The following is a 21,354-nucleotide window of genomic DNA, read 5'->3' as shown; positions in this document are numbered from 1 at the left end:
CCATAGTCGACTTGGTGTTTCAGGTCGCCGTAATTCGCTGGACACCTCGGTCAGTCCCCTCGCCCCTCCGGGGAGAGGGTTAGGGTGAGGGGTCGATTTCCCTGACACACCACACAACAACCTGGCGACAAGGCCCCCCGATGAAACGCTACGAAAAATTCGCCGACGACATCGCTGAACTGATCCGCTCCGGCGTTCTCGGCCCCGGCCAGCGTGTGCCATCGGTGCGCTACGCCAGCCAGACTTATGGGGTCAGCCCGTCCACGGTGTTCCAGGCCTACTACCTGCTCGAACGCCGCGGCCTGATCCGCGCCCGCCCGCGTTCCGGCTACTTCGTCAACGCACACGCGCCGAGCCCGTTCTCGGAGCCGGTGATCAGCAGTCAGGTCAATGAGTCCACCGAAGTCGACGTCAGCGAACTGGTGTTCTCGGTCCTCGACTCGATCAAGGACCCGAACACCGTGCCCTTCGGCTCGGCCTTCCCCAGCCCGACCCTGTTCCCGCTGCAACGCCTGTCCCGTTCCCTGGCCAGCGCCGCCCGCGAAATGGACCCACGCATGGTCGTCACCGACATGTCGCCGGGCAACCCGCAACTGCGTCGACAAATCGCCCTGCGCTACATGGTCGGCGGGCTGATGCTGCCCATGGAAGAACTGCTGATCACCAACGGCGCGCTGGAAGCGCTGAACCTATGCCTGCAAGCGGTCACCGAGCCCGGGGACCTTGTGGCCATCGAAGCCCCGGCGTTCTACGCGTGCCTGCAAATCCTGGAGCGGCTGAAGCTCAAAGCCGTGGAAATCCCTGTGCATCCGCGCGATGGCATCGACCTTGGCGTACTCGCGCAAACCCTGGCACGGCACCCGATCAAGGCTGTCTGGTGCATGACCAGCTTCCAGAACCCGATGGGCGCGACAATGCCCGAGGCGAAGAAACAGGAACTGGTTGAGCTCTTGCGCAGCCATCAGGTGCCGCTGATCGAAGACGACGTCTACGCCGAACTGTATTACGGCCAACAGGCGCCGAAACCGGCCAAGGCTTTTGATACCGAAGGGCTGGTGATGCACTGCGGTTCGTTCGCCAAAAGCCTGGCCCCCGGCTACCGCATCGGCTGGGTCGCCGCCGGGCGCTACGCGCAGAAGATCGAACGGCTGAAACTCATGACATCGCTGTGCGCGTCGATGCCCGCCCAGGCGGCCATCGCCGATTACCTGCAACACGGCGGCTACGACCGGCACCTGCGAAAACTGCGCTACGCCCTTGAAGAACAGCAAAGCGCCATGCTCGCCGCGATCGCGCGCTACTTCCCGACGCAGACTCGCGTCAGCCAACCGGCCGGCGGCTACTTTTTGTGGCTGGAATTGCCACCGCAGATGGATTCACTGAAGTTGTTTCAAATGGCGTTGGCGCAAGGGATCAGCATTGCGCCCGGGCCGATTTTTTCACCGACCCAGCGCTTCAGGAATTGTATCCGCCTGAATTACGGCAGCCCCTGGGATGAGACAGCCGAGAAGGCGATGGAGACGTTGGGCCGGATTGTGCGGTCGTTCTGAGGGTTTGGTGGCGTCTGGTCTACCGCCTTCGCGAGCAGGCTCGCTCCCACAGGGGAATGCGATCAACTGTGGGAGCGAGCCTGCTCCGGGCGGCGTTCCGACGATGAAGCCAAATCCAGCGATACAAATCCTAAGGGTTAACGCCCGCCGCCGAGGTCGACAAACGTCCCGGTCGCATAGGAAGCCTTGTCCGACAGCAACCACACAATCGCCTCAGCCACTTCTTCCGGACGCCCGCCCCGAGCCATCGGAATCCCCGACTCCAGCTTGCTGACCCGATCCGGGTCACCGCTCAACGCATGGAAATCGGTGTAGATGTAACCAGGGCGCACGGCGTTGACGCGGATGCCTTCGCCGGCCACTTCTTTGGACAGGCCGATGGTGAAGGTATCGAGCGCACCTTTGGAGGCGGCGTAGTCGACGTACTCACTTGGCGCCCCCAGGCGTGAGGCCACCGAGGACACGTTAACGATGCTGCCACCCTGCCCGCCATGCTTGGGCGACATGCGCAGGATCGCGTGTTTGGCGCAGAGAATCGGCGCCAGGACGTTGGTTCTGAGGATTTTGAGAATACGGAATTCGGACATTTCATCGACTCGGGACTTATGCCCGACGGTGCCGGCGTTGTTCACCAGTGCCGTGACCCGGCCCAACTCAGTGTCCACGCGGTGGAACAGGGCGATGACTTCGTCTTCGATGCTGACGTCAGCGCGCACCGCGATGGCTTGCGCGCCCAGCGCCCGGACTTGCTCCAGCACCGTTTGCGCAGCCGATTCATCGGCCAGGTAGTTGATGCAGATCCGATAGCCTTGTTTGGCGGCCAACAGGGCTGTGGCGGCGCCGATACCGCGGCTGCCGCCAGTGATGACGATGACTTTGTCCATGCGAAACTTCCCCCATTCCAAGCGTTAGCAGTCGGGGCCAAGAATAACCGTCATCGCTGGCTTTTGCATGGGCTCAGATCAATCACATTGTTCTCAATTCACCGCCAATTGCTCTGCGCGGAGAATATCTACCATGAAGCGTTCGGCGGGCAGCGGGTGCCCGAGCAGATAACCCTGAAGCGAATCACAACCGAGTTGCGTCAGGAAGTCTTGCTGCGAGTCGGTTTCCACCCCTTCGGCGACGATCCGCAACCCCAGTGCCTGGCCGAGGGCGACGATGGCGGAAACGATGGCGGCATCATCGCTGTCACGCTCCAGATCGCGGACAAACCCCCGGTCGATCTTCAGTTCGTTGGCGGGCAAGCGCTTGAGGTACATCAAGCTCGAATAGCCGGTGCCAAAGTCGTCGATGGACAGGTCGACCCCCATTGTCGACAGCTCCTGAAGCACCGTCATGCTCGCATCGGCATCGCTCATGGCGGTGGTTTCTGTGATCTCGAGGGTCAGGCTGTTGGCCGGCAAATGGTGAGTGGCCAAGGCTTTGGCGACGCTCTGGACCAGGCCTGCGTGGCAGAACTGCAGGGCTGAAAGATTCACTGCGATGCGCCAGTCGGTGTACCCGAGCACGTACCACTCGCGCATCTGACGGCAGGCTTCGTTGAGCACCCACTCGCCAATCGGAATGATCAGCCCGGTCTTTTCCGCCAGTTCGATGAACTTGTCCGGCAACAGCATGCCCTGGGTCGGATGCACCCAGCGCAGCAACGCCTCGGCACCGACCGGTCGGCCATTGTTGGCATCGAACTTGGGTTGGTAATAGAGACTGAATTGCTGCTGATCAATGGCGATACGCAAGTCCTGCAACAACTGCAGCTGTTTGCGCGCGTTGCTGTTCATCGAGGCATCGAAGAAGCTATAGCCGTTTTTCCCGGCGCCCTTGGCGTGGTACATCGCCGCGTCAGCGTTCATCAGCAATTCCTCGGCGGTTTCACCGTTGCCCGGATATATAGCGATGCCGACGCTGGCGGAAATCTGCAAGTCATGTTCGCTGACTCGGAACGAACGCCCGATCAGCCCGACCTGACGGGCCGCCAGGTTCAATGCGTCATTCTGCTCGCCGAGTTGCACCAGCAATACGAACTCATCACCGCCGATCCGCGCCAGGGTGTCCTGGCTGCGTAAATCCTCGCGCAAGCGCAGACCGACTTCACGCAACAACAGATCGCCCATGTGGTGACCGAAGGCATCGTTGACGGGTTTGAAACCGTCCAGATCGATGAACATCAACGCGAAACAACCGCCCTGCTCCTGCACCATCGACATCGCCTGATCGATGCGGTCAGCCAGCAACACGCGATTCGGCAGGCCGGTCAGGGTGTCATGCAGGGCCAGTTGGGTCAGTTCGCGGTTGGCCTCGGTCAATGAGTGGGCAAGTCCTGCGGTGCGAGCCTCAAGGCGCGCATCGAGGATCGAGGTCAACAAGGCAAGGCTCAACACGGCCAGGGTGGTGATCAGCACCAGATTGTCCAGGCCCTTGCCGTTCAGGCCGCTGACGGCCGCACCACAGAAGCTGCCATCCGGGAAACGCGCCGCCGCCATGCCGGTGTAATGCATACCGACGATCGCGAACCCCATGATCACCGCCGCACCGCCACGGATCAGGCCGACATAAGGCGTGTGCTGGCGCAGGCGGAAAGCGATCCACAACGCGGCGCCCGAGGCGACTACGGCGATCAGCAGCGAGGCGCCGAATAGCGTCGGATCGTAATCGATACCCGGCTGCATACGCATGGCGGCCATGCCGGTGTAGTGCATCGCGCTGATCCCGACGCCCATGACCAGCGCGCCGATTGCCAATTGCCAGGCTGGCAATTGTGGCTGGCTGACCAGCCACAGGGCAAAGCCGCAGGACAGGATGCCAATCAGCAGTGACAGCAATGTGATACCGACGTCGTAACCGAGGTCGATGGGCAATTTGAACGCGAGCATGCCGATGAAATGCATCGACCACACGCCAACCCCCATGGCAAAGGCCCCGCCAGCCGTCCATAGATGCACGGCCCGGCCCTTGGCCGTGGCGATGCGTTCGGTCAGGTCGAGCGCGGTATAGGAGGCGAGAATCGCCACAAAAAGCGAGATGATAACCAGCGTGGGGGAATAGCTACCGATAAGCATGAGACTTCTCGCGACCGCCCTCCGTACTGCTTCCATTCTCGGGGGGCAAATCGGGCGATTGTACTGATTGCGCAAAAGAACGCACTGACAAAATAAGCAAATGGCCATCAAGCCGATGAAACGCTTGTTTGACACCTCGCGACGGCCGCGTCCAACCGTAGCAGCTGCCGAGCCTGCGAGGCTGCGTTCGGCGGCGAAGCCGTCGTGAAATCAGACGGTGCGGTGTTTCAGTAGGATCCGGTACTCAGGGTTTACGACGGCTTCGCCGCCGAACGCAGCCTCGCAGGCTCGGCAGCTGCTACAGGGGCCTTACTCTTTTTCGCTCACTTGCAACGCGCCATCCCAGCCACCGCCCAGTGCCGCGATCAACTGCACGCTGGCAATCAACCGGCTCTGCAACAGGCTCAGCACGCTGCGTTCATTGTTCAACGCTGTGGCCTGAACGACCACCACGCCCAGATAAGCGATCACACCGGCCTTGTACTGGTTCTGGGTCAGACGCAAGGATTCACGCGCCGCGTCCAGTGCTTCCTGGCGCACGCCCGCTTCGTCTTCCAGGACCTTGAGCTGCACAAGATAGTTTTCCACTTCACGGAAGCCATCGAGCACGGTCTGGCGGTACTTGGCCACTGTTTCGTCGTAGGCCGCTTCGCTGCGGTCAACTTCCGCGGAGCGCTGACCGCCGTCGAACAAGGTCATGGCCAATTGCGGTCCGACCGACCAGAAGCGGTTCGGCACGCTGATCCAGTTGGCATAGGTGCTGCTGCTATAGCCACCGTTCAGACTCAGGGTGAAGTCCGGGTAATAGGCCGCCTTGGCCACACCGATGTTGGCATTAGCCGCCATCACCGAGCGTTCGGCGGAGGCGATGTCCGGGCGGCGCTCGAGCAATTGCGAAGGCACGCTCAGCGGTATCTCGGGCAACGCAGGAATGTCTTTGGTTTCAGCCAGGCTGAACTCGGCCGGCGGTAGCCCGATCAGTACGGCAATGGCATTCTCGAATTGAGCACGCTGCCAGATCAAATCAACCATGTCAGCCTGGGTGCTTTTGAGCTGAGTCTGGGCCTGGGCCACCGCATCCTTGCCGGAGACACCGGCGCGGTACTGGTTTTCAGTCATTGTCAGCGAGCGCTGATAGGCCTCGACCGTCGCTTCCAGCAGGCGCTTCTGCTCGTCGATCACGCGCAGTTGCAGATAGTTCTGCACCAGTTCCGACTGCTGGCTCAAGCGCATCGCCGCCAGATCAGCAAAGCTCGCCTCGGCGTTAGCCGTGTCGGCTTCCAGTCCTCGGCGCAGTTTTCCCCAAACGTCGGCCTCCCAACTGACTCCGGCCTGTGCGGTGTAAGTGTCGCGAATCCCGCTGGAAGAACTGGTCAAACTCGAACTGCTGCTGCCGGTGCCCTGGCTGGAACGGTTTTTCCCTACGGTCAGGTCCACGGTCGGAAAAAACGCGCCACGAGCACTGCGCACCAAGGCCTGGGCCTGACGGTACTGGGCCTCGGACTGCGCAACGGTCTGGTTGGCACTGTTAAGCTTTTCGATCAGGCCATTCAACTGCTGATCGCCATACAACTCCCACCAGGCGCCACGTGCTAAAGAATCGCTGGGTTTGGCCTGACGCCAGCCTGCCGCTTCCTTGTACTGCGCCGGCGCAGCCGCTTGCGGGCGCTGGTAATCCGGGCCGATGGCGCAGGCGCTGAGCATCGCCACGCACAACGCCAGGCTCAACAAACGCGAGCCTCGGGCCGTTACCAGCGGTGCAGCCAGAGTGATAAGCGAACGGTCAGTCATAGCGGAGTTTCCAGAGCAGCATCGGTACGCACCCCACGCCAGTGGTTGAAGCGATGGCGCAGTTTGTCGAGATAGAGGTAAACCACCGGAGTGGTGTAAAGGGTCAGCACCTGGCTGAAGATCAGCCCGCCAATGATGGTCAGGCCCAGCGGCTGACGCATTTCCGCACCTTCGGCGCGGCTCAGCAGCAACGGCAACGCGCCGAGGATCGCTGCCAGGGTGGTCATCAGAATCGGCCGCAGACGTTGCAAGCAAGCGCTGCGAATCGATTCCAGCGGCGCCATGCCCTGATGCCGTTCCAGCTGCAAGGCCAGGTCGATCATCAGAATGGCGTTTTTCTTCACCACGCCGATCAGCAGGAACAGCCCGAGCAACGAGATCAGGCTGAACTCACCGCCCAGCGCGTAAATCGACAGCAACGCGCCGACACCGGCCGACGGCAAGGTCGAAAGAATGGTCAGCGGATGGATGTAGCTTTCGTACAGCACACCGAGCACCAGATACACCGCCACCAGCGCCCCGAGAATCATCCACGGCTGGCTCTTCTGGGTCGCAGCAAAGGCGTCGGCAGTGCCGGCCATTTTCACGATCACGTCTTCCGGCATACCCAGTCTGGCGATAGCCCGCTCGATGGCCGCGGTGCCCTGCTCCACCGTCACGCCTTCGGCCATGTCGAAGGAAATGCTCTCGGAGGCGAACTGGCCTTCGTGGCTGACGCGGTCGTCTTCCAGGCTGTTTTCGTAATGAGCGATGGTCGAGAGTGGAATGCGCGCACCGTCGGCGGTGATCACCTGGACCTGTTTGAGGGTGATCGGGTCCTGGGCATATTTCGGATTGACCTCCATGACCACCTGATACTGGTTAAGGCTGTCGTAAATCGTCGAAATCTGCCGCTGGCTGTAGGCGTTGTTCAGCACCGCGGTGACCATGTCCATGTCGACGCCCAGGCGTTTGGCCTGATCACGGTCGACGATCAGGGTCACCTGTTGGGCGCCGCGCCCTTCACGGGCGTCAATCGCGGTCAGCTCCGGCAAAGCCTTGAGTGCAGTAACGACTTTCGGATACCACTCGCGCAATTCACCAAGGTCGGCGCTTTGCAGGATGTAGGAATACTGCGACGTAGTCTGTTCACGACCGCCACCAAACTGCAGGTCCTGATCGGCCATCAGCATCAGCTGCGCACCGGCGACCTTGGGCATTTCCTTGCGCAGGCGTTCAATGACTTTTTGCGCAGAAATGTTGCGCTCCTTGATCGGTTTCAGCCGCACCAGCATGAAAGCATTGTTGGTGCCGTTGGTGCCGCCGATGAAGCCGGCGACGCTTTGCACCGCGTCATCCTTGAGCACCGCGCGGCGGAAAGTTTCCATTTTTGGCTGCATCACACTGAATGACAGTCCGTCGTCGCCGCGCACGTAACCGATCAGCTGGCCGGTATCCTGTTGAGGCATAAATGTTTTAGGAACAACGACATACAGCACAATGTTAACGCCGACTGTCACGACAAGACTAAGCAAGGTCAATCGGCGATGACGCAGCACCCAGTCGAGGCTTGTGGCGTATTTGCCGACCATCCACTCGTTGGCGCGCTGACTCCAGCGCTGCAAACGGTTTTCCTCACCGGGTGTATGCGGCTTGAGCCAGCGGGCGCAGAGCATCGGGGTCAGCGTCAAGGAGACCACCAGCGACACCACGATGGACGCCGCCAGCGTGATGGAAAACTCGCGAAACAGGCTTTCGACAATCCCGCCCATAAACAGGATCGACAGGAACACCGCCACCAGCGAGACATTCATCGACAGCAAGGTAAAGCCGACTTCCTGCGCCCCTAGGTACGCGGCCTTCATCGGCGGTACGCCTTTGTCGATGTGCCGCGAAATGTTCTCCAGCACCACAATGGCATCGTCCACCACCAGCCCGGTGGCCAGAATCAGCGCCATCAGCGACAGGTTGTTCAGGGAGAATCCATAGAGGTACATCACCGCAAAGGTGCCGACCAGAGACACGGGCACCGCAAGGGTCGGAATCAACGAAGCGCGGAAGTTACCGAGGAACAGGAACACCACCAGAATCACCAGCGCCACGGCAATCAGCAGGGTCATTTCCGCTTCGTGCAAGGTCGCCTTGATCACCGGCGACCGGTCCATCGCCACGTTCAGCTTCACGCTGGCCGGCAACACGGCCTGCAGCGCAGGCAGTTGAGCCTTGATGTCGTTGACCGTCTCGATGATGTTGGCGCCGGCCTGGCGGTTGATTACCAGCAGAACCGCCGCGTCGTTGTTGAAGAAACCGCTGTTGTAGCGGTCTTCGACGCCGTCGCTGACCTTGGCCACGTCCTTCAGGCGCAGGGCCGCGCCGTCCGCGTAGTGGATGATCAGCGACTCGTAATCCTTGGCTTTCTCCAGCTGGTCGTTGGCCTGAACCTGCCACAACCGCTGACTGTCTTCGACCGAGCCCTTGGGCCGGCGCACGTTGGCATTGGCGATGGTGTTGCGCACATCGTCCAGCGCTAAGCCGTACTGGTTGAGCGCCTGCGGTTCGAGTTCGATGCGCACCGCCGGCAAGGAACTGCCGCCGATCTGCACTTCGCCGACGCCCTGCACCTGAGACACGCTCTGGGACAGGATCGTCGAGGCCAAATCGTAGAGCTGGCCCTTTTCCAGTACGTCGGAGGTCAGTGACAGCACCATGACCGGCGCCTGGGACGGATTGACCTTCTTGTAGGTCGGCATGCTGCGCATCCCGCTCGGCAGCAGGTTGCGCGAAGCGTTGATCGCCGCCTGCACTTCCCGCGCCGCACCGTTGATGTCGCGATCCAGGTCGAACTGCAAAATCACCCGGGTCGAGCCCTGGCTGGAGCGGCTGCTCATGGTGTTGACCCCGGCGATGGCGCCGAAGGAGCGTTCCAGCGGCGTGGCCACCGTCGAAGCCATGACTTCCGGGCTCGCACCGGGCAGACTCGCCTGGACCACGATCACCGGGAAGTCCATCTGCGGCAGCGGTGCCACCGGCAACAGGCCGAAGCTCACGCCGCCCAGCAGCAGGATCGCCAGGCTCAGCAACATTGTCGCGACCGGGCGCTTGATGAAAGGTCCGGACAGGTTCATGGCTGTTCTGCCGCTTCCACGGCTTCAGGCTTGCGACCCCAGCGCCGACCGAGGCGGTCGAAGTACAGGTAGATGACCGGAGTGGTAAACAGCGTCAGCACCTGACTCACCAACAAGCCACCCACCATCACCAGACCCAACGGTTGACGCAGCTCCGCACCTGAACCGGTCGCCAGCATCAGTGGCACCGCGCCGAACAACGCGGCCAGCGTGGTCATCAGAATCGGCCGGAAACGCAGCAGCGCCGCCTGATAGATCGCCGTTTCCGGGTCCATGCCCTGATTGCGTTCAGCATCGAGGGCGAAGTCGATCATCATGATCGCGTTCTTTTTCACGATACCGATCAACAAAATGATGCCGATGATCGCGATCATGCCCAGGTCATTGCCGCTTAACAGCAACGCCAGCAAGGCACCGACCGCCGCCGAGGGCAAGGTCGAGAGAATGGTGATCGGGTGGATGTAGCTCTCGTACAGCACGCCGAGCACGATGTACATGGTGACCACCGCTGCCAGAATCAGCAGCAAGGTGCTCGACAGCGACGCCTGGAATGCCTCGGCCGCGCCCTGGAACTGGGTCTGCACGCCGATCGGCATACCGATGTCCTTCTGCACCTGGTCGATGATCTCCACCGCATGCCCCAGCGCCACGCCGGGCGCGAGGTTGAAGGACATCATCACCGCCGGAAACTGCCCGATATGAGTGATCGCCAGTTGTGCCTGACGCTCCTCCATGTGCGCCAGACTGGACAGGCGCACTTGCCCGCCGTCGGTGGTTTTCACGTGAATCTGATTCAGCGCCTCCGGGCCGATCTTCTCGCCGGCCTGCGATTGCAGCACCACGCGGTACTGGCTGGCCTGGGTGTAGATGGTGGAAATCTGTCGCTGACCGAAGGCGTCGTACAGCGCATCGGTGATGTTCGACACCGACACACCGACCCGCGACGCCGCATCGCGGTCGATCACCAGATACACCTGCAGGCCTTTGTCCTGCAAATCGCTGGCGACGTCGGTCAGCTCAGGCCGTTGGGCCAGTGCTTCCACCAGTCGACCACTCCACAGACTGAGCAGCTCGGAATCCGGCGACGACATGCTGAACTGATATTGAGTCCGGCTGACGCGGTCTTCGATGGTCAGGTCCTGCACCGGTTGCATGAACAGGCGAATGCCGGTGAGTTTGTCCAGTTCCGGTTGCAGACGTGCAATCACCTCGGTGGCGCTCAGGTCGCGATTGCTGTGGGATTTGAGGTTGATCAGCAGACGACCGCTGTTCAGCGTCGAGTTGTCACCGTCGACGCCGATGTAGGACGACAAGCTCTCCACCGCCGGATCCGCCAGGATCACTTTGGCCAGTTCCTGCTGGCGTTCGCTCATGGCCGTAAAGGAAATCGACTGCGGCGCCTCGGAAATGCCCTGGATCACCCCGGTGTCCTGCACCGGGAAAAAGCCCTTGGGCACGACCATGTAAAGGAACACGGTCAACGCCAGCGTGCCGATGGCCACCATCAGGGTCAGCGGTTGATGCTTGAGAACCCACTTTAACTTGCGCCCGTAAGCCGCGATCATCCAATCAATTGTGGCGCCGCTGGCCCGGTAGAAACGGCCCTGTTCTTCTTCCTTCGGTTCACGCTTGAGCAGCCGCGCGCACATCATTGGCGTCAGGGTCAGGGAGACGACAAGGGAAATCAGGATCGCCACCGCCAGAGTGATAGCAAATTCACGGAACAGCCGCCCCACCACGTCGGCCATGAACAGCAGCGGAATCAGTACGGCAATCAGCGACAGGGTCAGGGAGATCAGGGTGAATCCGATCTGTTTGGCGCCCTTGAGCGCCGCATTCAGGGGGCTGTCGCCCTCTTCGATAAATCGGGAAATGTTCTCCAGCATGACGATCGCATCGTCCACCACGAAACCGGTGGCGATGGTCAGTGCCATCAGGGTCAGGTTGTTGACCGAGAAACCCGCGAGGTACATCACGCCGAAGGTGCCGATCAGCGACAACGGGACCGCGACCGACGGAATGATCGTGGCGCTGGCCCGACGCAGGAACAGGAAGGTCACCATCACGACCAGCGCAATGGCGATCAACAATTCGTGCTGCACGTCGGTGACCGAGGCGCGGATAGTCTGGGTGCGGTCGGTGAGTACGGTGACGTCGAGACCGGCCGGCAGGTTGTCGGTGATGCTCGGCAGCAGGGCTTTGATCCGGTCAACCACTTCGATGACATTGGCTCCAGGCTGACGCTGGATGTTCAACAACACCGCCTGGTTTTCATTGGCCCACGCCGCCAGACGTTCGTTTTCCGCGCCATCGACGATCTCTGCCACGTCCTTCAACCGCAACGGCGCGCCGTTGGCGTAGGCGAGGATCAGGTTGGCGTAGTCCTTGGGCGAGGTCAGTTGATCGTTTGCATCGAGCATCGACACCCGGGTCGGGCCGTCGAAGTTGCCCTTGGGCTGGTTGACGTTGGATGCGCCAATCAAGGTGCGTACGTCCGACAGGTTCAAGCCATTGGCCGCCAGCGCCTCGGGGTTGACCTTGATCCGCACGGCCTGACGCTGGCCGCCGGCAATGCTGACCATGCCGACACCGCTGATCTGGGCAATTTTCTGCGCCATGCGCGTGTCGACCAAATCATTGAGCTTGGGCAGCAGCATGGTCTTGGAGGTGATGGCCAGGGTCAGCACCGGGGTGTCCGCCGGGTTGACCTTGTTGTAAACCGGCGGCGCCGGCAGGTCCTTGGGCAGCAAATTGGTCGCAGCGTTGATCGCCGCCTGCACCTGCTGCTCGGCGACGTCCATGTTGATGTCGAGGCTGAAACGCAGGGTCAGCACCGAAGCGCCGCCGGAACTGGTCGAAGCCATCTGGGTCAGGCCGGGCATCTGCCCGAATTGACGCTCAAGGGGCGCGGTCACGGCGCTGGTCATGACATCCGGGCTGGCACCGGGATACAGCGTCATGACACGGATGGTCGGGTAATCGACCTGAGGCAATGCCGACACCGGCAACAGCCGATAGGCGATCACGCCGGCCAGGATAATGGCCAGCATGCTCAGGGTCGTGGCGACCGGACGAAGGATGAACAGCCGCGAGATGTTCATGCGCCGCCCTTTTTCGCCTTGTCGGTGGTTGTCGCGTCAGGCACCGTGGCGGCCGATTTGCCTTGCAGATGCTCGGTCGGGGTGGTCGGTACATCCTTGGTGTCGTTGACCACTTCCACTTCGCTACCTTCCTTCAAGCGATCGGTGCCTTCAAGGACCACGCGATCCCCGGGGGCGAGGCCTTCGGTAATCACGGTGTTTTCACCGTCACTGGCGCCGACTTTCAACTGACGAATCGCGACTTTCTTTTCGCCGTCCAGGGCGTAGACAAACGTGCCGTTGGTGCCGAACTGAATCGCTGCCGAAGGTGCGAGCACCACGTCTTTGAGGGTGTCGGCCAGCAGGTGGACGTTGACGAACTGATTCGGGAACAGCGCCTGATCGCGGTTCTCATAACGAGCCTTGAATTTCAGGGTGCCGGTGGTGACGTCGATCTGGTTGTCCAGGCTCTGCAAGACGCCGGTGGCCTGCAACTTGGTGTCGCCACGGTCCCAGGCTTCGGCGGGCAGTTTGGCGCCGGCGCGATAACGGGCCAGCACGGTCTCCAGGACGTTTTCCGGCAAGGTGAAGGCAACGCTGATCGGTTGGGTCTGGGTGATGATCGCCAGCGCTGTGGTGTCGTTGGCTGCCACCAGGTTGCCGACATCCAGCTGACGCAAGCCCACACGCCCGGCAATCGGGGCGCGGATTTTGGTGAATTCCAGATTGAGCTTGGCGTCGTTGACCGCCGCCTGATTGGTTTTGACCGTGCCCTGATACTGGCCCACCAGCGCTTCGGCGGTGTCCAGGGTCTGCTTGGCGATACTGTCTTCGCGATACAGCCCGCGATAGCGTTCCACATCGACCTGGGCGTTTTTCAGTTGTGCCTGATTCTGCAGCAACGTGCCTTCGGCCTGAAGCAAGGCGTTCTGGTAAGGACGCGGGTCGATTTCAGCCAGCAAATCACCAGCCTTGACCATCTGCCCTTCCTCGAATGAAATCTTCATCAGCTCACCACCGACGCGGCTGCGCACATTAATGGTGTTCAGCGCCGTCACGGTGCCCAGCGCCTTGTAGTACAGCGGGAAGTCACCCTTGACCGCTGACGCGACACGCACTGGAACAGGCCCGGTCGCCCCGCCGAAACCGGGACGCATCCCCCCCGACCTGCCGGTGTGCCCGGCAACGGCTTTTTGCCCTGCGCCCTCTTTTTGGGCACTGCCGGCGGGCCAGAATTTCCAGCACAGGCCAGCGATGACCAACAGGACTAGCAGGCCAAACAGCCAGCGACGGGGACTACGGGAAACGGAGGATTGCATGGAATGATCAACCATTGGGCGCGTGGGCTTCTTCTACAGGAGGCTGAACGATAAGCACTGGCGGGTATTAAGCAAAGCGGCTTTACCGGCAATTTACCTTTGGCTTACGTAACAGGATGTTTGGCCAAGACACTGAATCACAAATGAAAACGGCCTGGACAGAGGGGGCGTTCTCACTGAATTTCCCCGCCGCGCCGGGTCTGCTGTTGTGCAGGGCAAGGCGCGAGAAGCGTGGTTTGGTCATTCCAAACAAGCTTCGAGCAACGCAGCCCTGCACAACAGCAGGCCCGGCCCTTCGGGTTGTGCCTTAAAGCGGGCCAGCCTGCGTTGCAGGCCTTGGGAAGGGAACAACCATTACCAGCGGCCTGCGCCTTGCCTGGCCCGCTTTAAGGCGACAACGCGGCGGGGAAATTCAGTGAGAACGCCCCCTAGGCCGTTAACAATTGTAATGCTTTACTTATTTAAGAACGGCAAGTGCCGCTTCGTAGTTCGGTTCTTCAGCGATTTCCTTGACCAGTTCGCTGTGCAGAACGTTGTCGTTTTCGTCCAGAACCACGACGGCACGGGCCGTCAGGCCTTTGAGCGGGCCGTCAGCGATGGCAACGCCGTAGTTCTCGATGAACTCGGCACCGCGCAGGGTCGACAGGTTCTGTACGTTTTCCAGGCCTTCGGCGCCGCAGAAGCGAGCTTGAGCGAACGGCAGGTCAGCGGAGATGCACAGCACGACAGTGTTGGCGACATCACTGGCCTGGGCGTTGAACTTGCGAACCGAAGTCGCGCAGGTCGGGGTATCGACGCTTGGGAAGATGTTCAGCACTTTGCGCTTGCCGGCGAAGCTCGCCAGGGTCACGTCGGACAGATTGCCGGCAACCAGGGAAAAGGCTGGCGCCTTGGAACCGGCTTGTGGCAGTTGGCCGTTGACTTGAACCGGGGAGCCTTTAAGAGTGACTTGAGCCATGAACGGAGTCCTTCTGAACGTTGTTGTAGAGAATTTTGAAGAGGCCGAAGTTAACCACGAAATGGCCCGACGACCTATGCCCAGATACAAATTGTGAAGTCTCGTCGCACACATTGGATACAACCTGCCCCATCACCGCATAGCGAGTTTAGTGTCGAGAAACAAATCCGCTTTTCGGCGATCTTCCGTAAGAAGCGCTGTCGATTCAGGCGACGGCCATTCGACTAGTCAGTGAGTCACTCACATCCAGCGGAGATAAAACCATGCGATTCATGATCATTGTCAAAGCCAGCCAGGATTCCGAGGCCGGTGTGATGCCCAGCGAGGAACTGATGACGGCGATGGGCAACTACAACGAGGAGCTGGTCAAAGCCGGCATCCTCATCGAGTGCGATGGCCTGCAGCCCAGCAGTAAAGGCGCCCGCGTGCGTTTCTCGGGTGACAAACGCACGGTGATCGACGGCCCGTTCGCCGAAACCAAGGAGCTGATTGCCGGTTACTGGCTGTGGCAGGTGAAGTCGAAGCAAGAGGCGATCGAGTGGGTCAAGCGCTGCCCCAACCCGATGCCAGGCACCGACGCCGAAATCGAGATTCGCCAGGTGTTCGAGGCTGAAGATTTCGGGGACGAGTTCACACCGGAACTGCGGGAGCAGGAAGAACGGGTGCGTGCGCAGATGAACAAGCCCTGAATTGCCCAGTCATTGTGGCGAGGGGCATGCCCACTCGCCACATCAGCAGTCCGCCAATCCCCCCCCGGTTCGTAATAACTTTTTAGTAAACAGAACTCACGCAAACGTGGAGGAAAAACCAAAGGTTCCCCCTTCGACTGGCGAACCCGGCGTCAGCTGCTAGCTTCAACAGAAGTGTCCGACAGGCCCGGCCCCACCTTCTGATTACACGCCCAAGCTTTACGACACCAATGCCCACACCAATGACGTTCTGATGCGTGGCACCTTACCCCTCTGCTCCCGGCGATTTTATTGGCGTGCCGCAGTTACTACGCGCCACCGTGCCGATCAGCGCCGACCATGATCCAAACGGCGGCTACAGCACCGGCGATGGCCTACCGCAGTTCGCACTGTTCACCGGGATCAACGTCATCTTCGGCAAATAAGGACTTTGATATGCACATTGCAATTCGCGCAGCCGGTTTCAGCCTGATGATGATGTTCGTCAGTTGCGGCGTCGGTGCTCAAGAGCTTGATACGCGGATCGGCAAGATCGCGGTGGAAGACGAACTGCCGGCCCATGAATCGATCGCCAGGCTATGCCGAACCGGACTTCCAACAGGCGATTCGACGATGGGCCTCTCAGCTTCAACACATCATTTAGACTTGAGCTTCAAATACGACTGATGCAGATCCGAGGCCCAGCCATCGATGACACCCTTCACGTCATCGGCCTTCATGACCTGAGACTCGTTTTCCAAGGGTTTGCCCGTGCCTTTGCGCACGACCTGCGCCAACACATGATTGTTGGCGCCGTCGAGAAACACCGCTTCAGTGGCCAGGTTGGTTTCCTGATCGCGAATGCCACTGGCCGTACTCACAGCCGCCGCGACCAGGGCGATCGGGATCACTTCATACGGCTTCAGACCTTCGGTCTTGCTGCTCACGGCGGTGATGGCAGCGCGCACAACGATCACACCCGGGCCGGGGCCTGCGGCCAACGGCAGGGATTTACCCACTTCGCGCTTGAGCGCCTGATCGTAATAACCGGTGATTCCGTTGAGAGTGGCCTGGGGGATTTTCACCGTCGGTTGAGGTTTTGGATAAAGCTGGGTCGGCTCAATGTAAATGCTGGTGTACTTGTTGATGTCGAGCTTGGGATCTACCCAGCGCATCACCGTGGCACCCGACGGTGACTTGGCTTCCTTGAGCTGGCTGTAGTCTTTGAGAAACCCCGAATACTGGTCCGGTTCAACCACTTTACTGGCGCAGCCCACCACTCCGATCGAGGCGATGCACAGAGTGCTCATCATTAACGCTAGCTTCATGCTGTAACTCCTGTAAGTCGGTCGACAACGGTACAAGTCAGGGAGTTACAGGTATAGCCAATACAGCGCATTCAGTTTTCAAAAATCACAATATTCATCTAACGCTGCACAGTGGATCACAACCGTCGTTTGACAGACGCCGGCCATCCGGCAAAGCTGCGTCAAGCTTGAACGCGCGCCTGACGGCAAACGCACCCGGACTATGGAAGTCGCAATGCCGAAACATAAAAATAAAGCGGTGCAGACAAATCCTGATTCGCCACCGACCTTGATTAACCGTTACCTGTTTCCCGTCACCCTCGGCGTTTTGCTATTGGCCGTCGCGGGCATCGGCTGGTTTCTGTTCAGCAGCAAACCGGCCCCCGTGACTTATGCACCGGTCAGCACGCCGGCCGCTCAGCCGGCCAAACCGCAACCGGTCGCCGTGGCGCCGGCAACCATGGTCGATGAGCAACAATGCCAGGGCTGCCACAGCGAGCAGGTCAAGGACTGGCAAGGCTCCCATCACCAATTGGCGATGCAGGAGGCCAATTCCGAAACGATGCTCGGCGACTTCAATAACGTCACCTTCAACGCGGAAAAAGAAACCACCCGCTTCTCGCGCAAGGGCAACGAATTCTGGGTCAACACCCCCGGCATTGATGGCAAGAATGCCGACTTCAAGGTCGCCTACACCTTCGGCATCGCGCCGCTGCAGCAATACCTGATTGAGGTCGGCGAAGGTCGGTTGCAAGCCCTCGGCGTGGCCTGGGATACCGAGAAGCACCGCTGGTTTCACCTCTATCCGGGCCAGGGTGTGAACTTCAAAGACCCGTTGCACTGGAGCAAGCCGAGCCAGAATGCCAACTTCATGTGCGTCGAATGCCACACCACCGGTTACAAGCGCAATTTCGATGCCGCGAAAAACACCTTCGACAGTCACTGGAACAGCCTCGGTGTCGGCTGTCAGGCTTGCCACGGCCCGGCTTCCAATCACCTGGAATGGACAGCAAAAAAAGGTGACTTGGTCCATGCCGGTTTTGCCGTCGACCTGAAGGACAAGAACGCCACTGTCGAAATCGAAACCTGTGCCCGCTGCCACTCGCGCCGCGCGCCACTGGGCGACGGCTTCACCGCCGGCAAGCGCCTGATGGATGACTACCTGCCGAGCCCCCTGACCCGCGAGTTGTACGCATTGGACGGCAAGATCAAGGACGAAGTGTTCGAACACGGCTCCTTCGCCCAGAGCAAAATGTTCGACAAGGGCGTGCGCTGCAGCAACTGCCACAACCCGCACAGCACCGAGCTCAAGGCACCGGGCAACGGTGTCTGCCTGCAGTGTCACAACAACGCCGGCAAAACTTCAGTCGCAGGTGTTGACGGCACAGGCCTGCAAGCGAAGAACTACGATTCCATCGAACACACCCGCCACACCATGGGCCAACCGGGTTCGCAGTGCGTGGATTGCCACATGCCCGGCAAGTTCTACATGGGCAATGACTTCAGGCATGACCACAGTTTCAGCATTCCCAACCCTGAGCGGGCGAAAAAACTTGGCACGCCGGACGCTTGCCTGACCTGTCACCAGGGCAAGGCTGGCGACAAGGTCACGGAGCAATTCAAGCTCTGGAACACCACCACCGCGCAAGCACCGCGTTACGACGAAAGCCTGTGGCTGATTCGCAATGGTCAGCCCGGCGCGGCACAAGCCTTGTACGAACAGCTTCAACGCAGCAATTTGCCAGCAATTCAGCGCGCAACCCTGCTGGCCGAGTTGCCGCTGTATCCAAGCGAACAGGCGTTGAAACTGGCTACCAAAGACTTGAGCCACCCAGCCCCGCAAGTGCGTGAAAGTGCTGTTAGGGCGATCAGCGCGTTCCTGCCGCCACCGGAACGCGCGCCGCTGTTGACGCCGTTGCTGCATGATCCGGTGAAGGCTGTGCGGATTGTCGCGGCTCGGGACTTGCTGAGCGTGGCCCGTAATGGATTGGGCAGCGCCCAGGACCACTGGAACGCGGCCATCGCCGAGTACGAGGCGGTCCAGAAGAGCCTGGCCGAACGCGCTGAAGCCAACCTCAACCTGGCCATGCTCTATCAGGCCAGCGGTCGTAGCGGTGAAGTCGAAGCGCTGCTGCGCACAGCCCTCAAGCGCGATCCGGATTTCTATCCGGCGCTGGTGACGTTGGTGCAATGGCTGGAGGCGAATGGGCGCACTCAGGAAGCTCAGACGCTGCTGGAGCAGAGCCTGAAAGAACATCCGGATGCCGCCCTGCTGCAACACACTCAAGGCCTGTCGCTGGTGCGTGCGGGCAAATCCGCCCAGGCCATGCCGGCCCTGCGCAAGGCCGCGCAACTGGAACCTCAGAATGCTCAGTACGGTTACGTGTTGGCGGTGGCGTTGCACGACAGCGGCAAGGTCGATGAGGCCTGCCAAGAGCTGGAGCGGCAGCTGAAAGTGCAACCGGCCAATCGCAATGCTCGGTTGACGTTGATCCAGTACTACCTGAACAACGGGCAGGAACCGAAGGCACAGGTGCTGTTGCAGGGCTGGAAGAAAATGAACATGGGGGATCCGGCGTTGAAGTGAGCCTTACGCCAGGTCTGTAGCAGCTGCCGAGCAACGCGAGGCTGCGTTCGGCGACGAAGTCGTCGTAAACCCTGCAAACGCGGTTTTCCTGTAAACCAGATAGCCTGACTTCACGACAGCTGCCTCCGAACGCGGCCCGCACCGAACGCAGCCTCGCGCTGCTCGACAGCTGCTACATAGACGGTGGAATCACCAGGACGAACCGCTTTTGAGTGCCAACTCGCGCCGACTATTCGCCCGCATCGCCTTGATCAACGATACCGTCCCCACCAGTAAAATCGCCGCGCCAAACAGGAAGTCAATGTTGTACAGCTGAAAGTCCTGCAACGGTCCCACCAGAAACACGCGGATCGCCCCGATACTCACCAGCGTGGCGAGAAAATCAATGCCCGGCTCGTCGCGATAAAACACGTGCATCAACGGCAGACAAATGACCAGAAGCAACAGCAATACAATCACCTTGAACGAGCCCTTGCGCTCGACGTTGAACGCGCATTCGTTGGCGGCGTAAGGCTTGTAATCCTCGTCGCGAACCAGCGAGTTTTTCTCGTTGATGTACTCGACCCGGTTGAACTTCTGAATGGGCGTAAAGGTGTTCGACATCTCCATCACCGTGGTGATGTGGCGAAAGCGCAAGTCGATGCGCTCATTGCCCTTGAGGTAATACAGCACCGGTTTGTAGCCATAGCGGTAGGTGTCGAAGGGAAACTCGGTGGCGCGCCCCTGCACGCCAATCGGTCGCGGCTCGAGCTCCGCGTAGGCGCTTTTGTTGTCGGAGGCGAGGTTACGGCTCAGGGGTTTGATCCTGACCTGTTCGAGGAAAATCGGCGTGGCGCCGTAGGACCATTGCAGCGGTTCCAGGCGCAGGCGCAGCTCGTTACGGCCCAGGTCATAGCGATTGAAGGTACGTTCGGAAACAATCACCGCGCCGCTAAGCAGGAACTCGCCACGCAGATTGTTGGTAATGCGCAGGGTCAGCTGATCCTTGCCCAGCGACAGCGCATCCGCGGCCGGTGGCGTGCCGCACCAGGCATAACTGTCGAACGCGCCCCCCAACTGACCGCCGCGGTTCTCCTGGAACACATAAAAGTAAGCGCCCCACAGGGTCAACATCAGCAGAAACGCGGTTAACCCTAGAATTTTCTTGCCCACACTCAAACCAGACTCCTTTTGGTACGACTTCCTTATGAGGTGCGGACTCTACCAAAGTGCCATCATCGACCCAAGTACAAATGCCTTGCGCCACCACACAGCATTTCCCTCGGCGTGCGGCAAAGCCGGATTTATTTAAATTCCGGATGATGGCGCACTGCCATTAGTGCTAGAGTCCGCGCCGGGCAGTCAGCCCCCAATATTCACAACGAGGCGACATGAAGCGTACCTCGGCCAATGACGGCAAATCCCGGTCTCAAGGATCATCAATGAAAGCTCTCCGCACGCTGTTCACCGTTTCAGCCCTGACCGCCACCCTGCTGACTTCGGGCTGTGCAAGCATTGTTGGCGACAGCAAATACCCGGTGAACGTATCGAGCACTCCAAGCGGTGCCGACTTCACCATCAAGAACAAGGACGGAGTCGTCGTTCATAACGGTTCCACGCCCAATACCGTTACCCTGCCTTCAGGTCGTGGCTACTTCAAAGGTGAGGCCTACACCATCACCTTTAAGAAAGAAGGTTATGCCGATACCAGCGCTACGCTGGAAACCAGCATGAGTGGCTGGTACTGGGGCAATCTGTTGCTCGGTGGGTTGATTGGCATGCTCGTTGTCGATCCACTCACTGGCGCGATGTACAAACTTCCCGCCGACGCTGCGGGCAATCTCGGCAACCCACTGCCTGGTGAACCGCCAAAAAGCCTGACACTGCTCGAAATTGATCAGCTTTCTCCAAGCGATCGAGCGGCTCTGGTCCGCATCAACTGACAGCACTCG

The 21,354-nt window shown here is 60.1% G+C and carries 15 protein-coding genes; 6 read left to right on the top strand and 9 right to left on the bottom strand.

What is annotated here, in order from left to right; genetic code table 11:
* The first annotated feature begins 140 nt into the window (after window positions 1-140).
* The gene (gene mapR, locus JFU47_RS03445) at window positions 141-1,550 is read left to right on the top strand and encodes a GntR family transcriptional regulator MpaR (RefSeq protein ID WP_140678969.1); all 1,410 of its coding nucleotides are present in this window, start codon (window positions 141-143) and stop codon (window positions 1,548-1,550) included.
* A gap of 137 nt (window positions 1,551-1,687) precedes the next feature.
* Here the strand turns inward: mapR and JFU47_RS03440 are convergent, their stop codons facing one another.
* The 7 genes from JFU47_RS03440 to tpx form a co-directional block, all read right to left on the bottom strand.
* Window positions 1,688-2,434 carry an SDR family oxidoreductase gene (locus JFU47_RS03440; RefSeq protein ID WP_140678970.1) on the bottom strand — a complete coding sequence of 249 codons (747 nt, stop codon included), beginning with the start codon at window positions 2,432-2,434 and terminating at the stop codon, window positions 1,688-1,690.
* Window positions 2,435-2,527: 93 nt separating this feature from the next.
* A complete protein-coding gene (locus JFU47_RS03435; RefSeq protein WP_201180869.1) occupies window positions 2,528-4,609 on the bottom strand; it encodes a putative bifunctional diguanylate cyclase/phosphodiesterase in 2,082 nt (693 codons plus the stop codon).
* 309 nt (window positions 4,610-4,918) lie between these two features.
* A complete protein-coding gene (locus JFU47_RS03430) occupies window positions 4,919-6,400 on the bottom strand; it encodes an efflux transporter outer membrane subunit (protein ID WP_140678972.1) in 1,482 nt (493 codons plus the stop codon).
* Window positions 6,397-9,504, bottom strand: a complete 3,108-nt coding sequence (locus JFU47_RS03425) for an efflux RND transporter permease subunit (RefSeq protein ID WP_201180867.1) — start codon at window positions 9,502-9,504, stop codon at window positions 6,397-6,399. Before JFU47_RS03425 ends, JFU47_RS03430 begins: the two co-directional genes overlap by 4 nt.
* Window positions 9,501-12,605 carry an MdtB/MuxB family multidrug efflux RND transporter permease subunit gene (locus tag JFU47_RS03420; protein ID WP_201180859.1) on the bottom strand — a complete coding sequence of 1,035 codons (3,105 nt, stop codon included), beginning with the start codon at window positions 12,603-12,605 and terminating at the stop codon, window positions 9,501-9,503. The genes JFU47_RS03425 and JFU47_RS03420 overlap by 4 nt, the downstream gene beginning before the upstream one ends.
* Window positions 12,602-13,918: an MdtA/MuxA family multidrug efflux RND transporter periplasmic adaptor subunit gene (locus JFU47_RS03415; RefSeq protein WP_201180857.1), complete on the bottom strand. Its 1,317-nt coding sequence runs from the start codon at window positions 13,916-13,918 to the stop codon at window positions 12,602-12,604. Before JFU47_RS03415 ends, JFU47_RS03420 begins: the two co-directional genes overlap by 4 nt.
* A 442-nt stretch (window positions 13,919-14,360) precedes the next feature.
* Window positions 14,361-14,861: a thiol peroxidase gene (gene tpx / locus JFU47_RS03410; RefSeq protein WP_008150862.1), complete on the bottom strand. Its 501-nt coding sequence runs from the start codon at window positions 14,859-14,861 to the stop codon at window positions 14,361-14,363.
* A 263-nt stretch (window positions 14,862-15,124) separates the two neighbouring features.
* On the opposite strand from tpx, the gene JFU47_RS03405 reads away from it, so the two are divergent.
* The 3 genes from JFU47_RS03405 to JFU47_RS03395 all read left to right on the top strand — a co-directional run bounded on the left by JFU47_RS03405 (window position 15,125) and on the right by JFU47_RS03395 (window position 16,216).
* Complete coding sequence (locus JFU47_RS03405) at window positions 15,125-15,550, top strand: YciI family protein (protein WP_201180855.1); 426 nt, start codon at window positions 15,125-15,127, stop codon at window positions 15,548-15,550.
* A 257-nt stretch (window positions 15,551-15,807) separates the two neighbouring features.
* Window positions 15,808-15,975, top strand: coding sequence for a hypothetical protein (locus tag JFU47_RS03400; protein WP_446739628.1), 168 nt, complete (start codon window positions 15,808-15,810; stop codon window positions 15,973-15,975).
* A gap of 10 nt (window positions 15,976-15,985) precedes the next feature.
* Window positions 15,986-16,216: a hypothetical protein gene (locus JFU47_RS03395; protein WP_242485046.1), complete on the top strand. Its 231-nt coding sequence runs from the start codon at window positions 15,986-15,988 to the stop codon at window positions 16,214-16,216.
* Here JFU47_RS03395 and JFU47_RS03390 read toward each other — a convergent pair.
* The gene (locus JFU47_RS03390; protein ID WP_123364129.1) at window positions 16,186-16,857 is read right to left on the bottom strand and encodes a DUF3313 domain-containing protein; all 672 of its coding nucleotides are present in this window, start codon (window positions 16,855-16,857) and stop codon (window positions 16,186-16,188) included. The two genes, JFU47_RS03395 and JFU47_RS03390, sit on opposite strands and share 31 nt — an antisense overlap.
* 214 nt (window positions 16,858-17,071) lie before the next feature.
* Here JFU47_RS03390 and JFU47_RS03385 point away from each other — a divergent pair, with 214 nt between their 5' ends.
* Complete coding sequence (locus tag JFU47_RS03385) at window positions 17,072-19,423, top strand: tetratricopeptide repeat protein (protein WP_201180854.1); 2,352 nt, start codon at window positions 17,072-17,074, stop codon at window positions 19,421-19,423.
* 189 nt (window positions 19,424-19,612) lie between these two features.
* On the opposite strand, the gene JFU47_RS03380 is transcribed toward JFU47_RS03385, so the two are convergent.
* Window positions 19,613-20,581 carry a hypothetical protein gene (locus tag JFU47_RS03380; protein ID WP_201180852.1) on the bottom strand — a complete coding sequence of 323 codons (969 nt, stop codon included), beginning with the start codon at window positions 20,579-20,581 and terminating at the stop codon, window positions 19,613-19,615.
* Between the two features lie 263 nt (window positions 20,582-20,844).
* Between JFU47_RS03380 and JFU47_RS03375 the strand changes: the two genes are divergently transcribed.
* A complete protein-coding gene (locus JFU47_RS03375; protein ID WP_140679433.1) occupies window positions 20,845-21,345 on the top strand; it encodes a hypothetical protein in 501 nt (166 codons plus the stop codon).
* Window positions 21,346-21,354: the final 9 nt, after the last annotated feature.

This window comes from Pseudomonas sp. TH39(2020) (assembly GCF_016650715.1).
Classification (GTDB): Bacteria; Pseudomonadota; Gammaproteobacteria; order Pseudomonadales; family Pseudomonadaceae; genus Aquipseudomonas; species Aquipseudomonas mandelii_C.
Note: the sequence above shows the minus strand (reverse complement) of the source record. Positions and strands in the feature narration are given on the sequence as shown.

Bases quoted from the DNA above. Each gene is read 5' to 3' on its own strand.
- mapR (WP_140678969.1), top strand. From the start codon at position 141: ATGAAACGCTACGAAAAATTCGCCGACGACATCGCTGAACTGATCCGC.
- JFU47_RS03440 (WP_140678970.1), bottom strand. From the start codon at position 2,434: ATGGACAAAGTCATCGTCATCACTGGCGGCAGCCGCGGTATCGGCGCC.
- JFU47_RS03435 (WP_201180869.1), bottom strand. From the start codon at position 4,609: ATGCTTATCGGTAGCTATTCCCCCACGCTGGTTATCATCTCGCTTTTT.
- JFU47_RS03430 (WP_140678972.1), bottom strand. From the start codon at position 6,400: ATGACTGACCGTTCGCTTATCACTCTGGCTGCACCGCTGGTAACGGCC.
- JFU47_RS03425 (WP_201180867.1), bottom strand. From the start codon at position 9,504: ATGAACCTGTCCGGACCTTTCATCAAGCGCCCGGTCGCGACAATGTTG.
- JFU47_RS03420 (WP_201180859.1), bottom strand. From the start codon at position 12,605: ATGAACATCTCGCGGCTGTTCATCCTTCGTCCGGTCGCCACGACCCTG.
- JFU47_RS03415 (WP_201180857.1), bottom strand. From the start codon at position 13,918: ATGGTTGATCATTCCATGCAATCCTCCGTTTCCCGTAGTCCCCGTCGC.
- tpx (WP_008150862.1), bottom strand. From the start codon at position 14,861: ATGGCTCAAGTCACTCTTAAAGGCTCCCCGGTTCAAGTCAACGGCCAA.
- JFU47_RS03405 (WP_201180855.1), top strand. From the start codon at position 15,125: ATGCGATTCATGATCATTGTCAAAGCCAGCCAGGATTCCGAGGCCGGT.
- JFU47_RS03395 (WP_242485046.1), top strand. From the start codon at position 15,986: ATGCACATTGCAATTCGCGCAGCCGGTTTCAGCCTGATGATGATGTTC.
- JFU47_RS03390 (WP_123364129.1), bottom strand. From the start codon at position 16,857: ATGAAGCTAGCGTTAATGATGAGCACTCTGTGCATCGCCTCGATCGGA.
- JFU47_RS03385 (WP_201180854.1), top strand. From the start codon at position 17,072: ATGCCGAAACATAAAAATAAAGCGGTGCAGACAAATCCTGATTCGCCA.
- JFU47_RS03375 (WP_140679433.1), top strand. From the start codon at position 20,845: ATGAAAGCTCTCCGCACGCTGTTCACCGTTTCAGCCCTGACCGCCACC.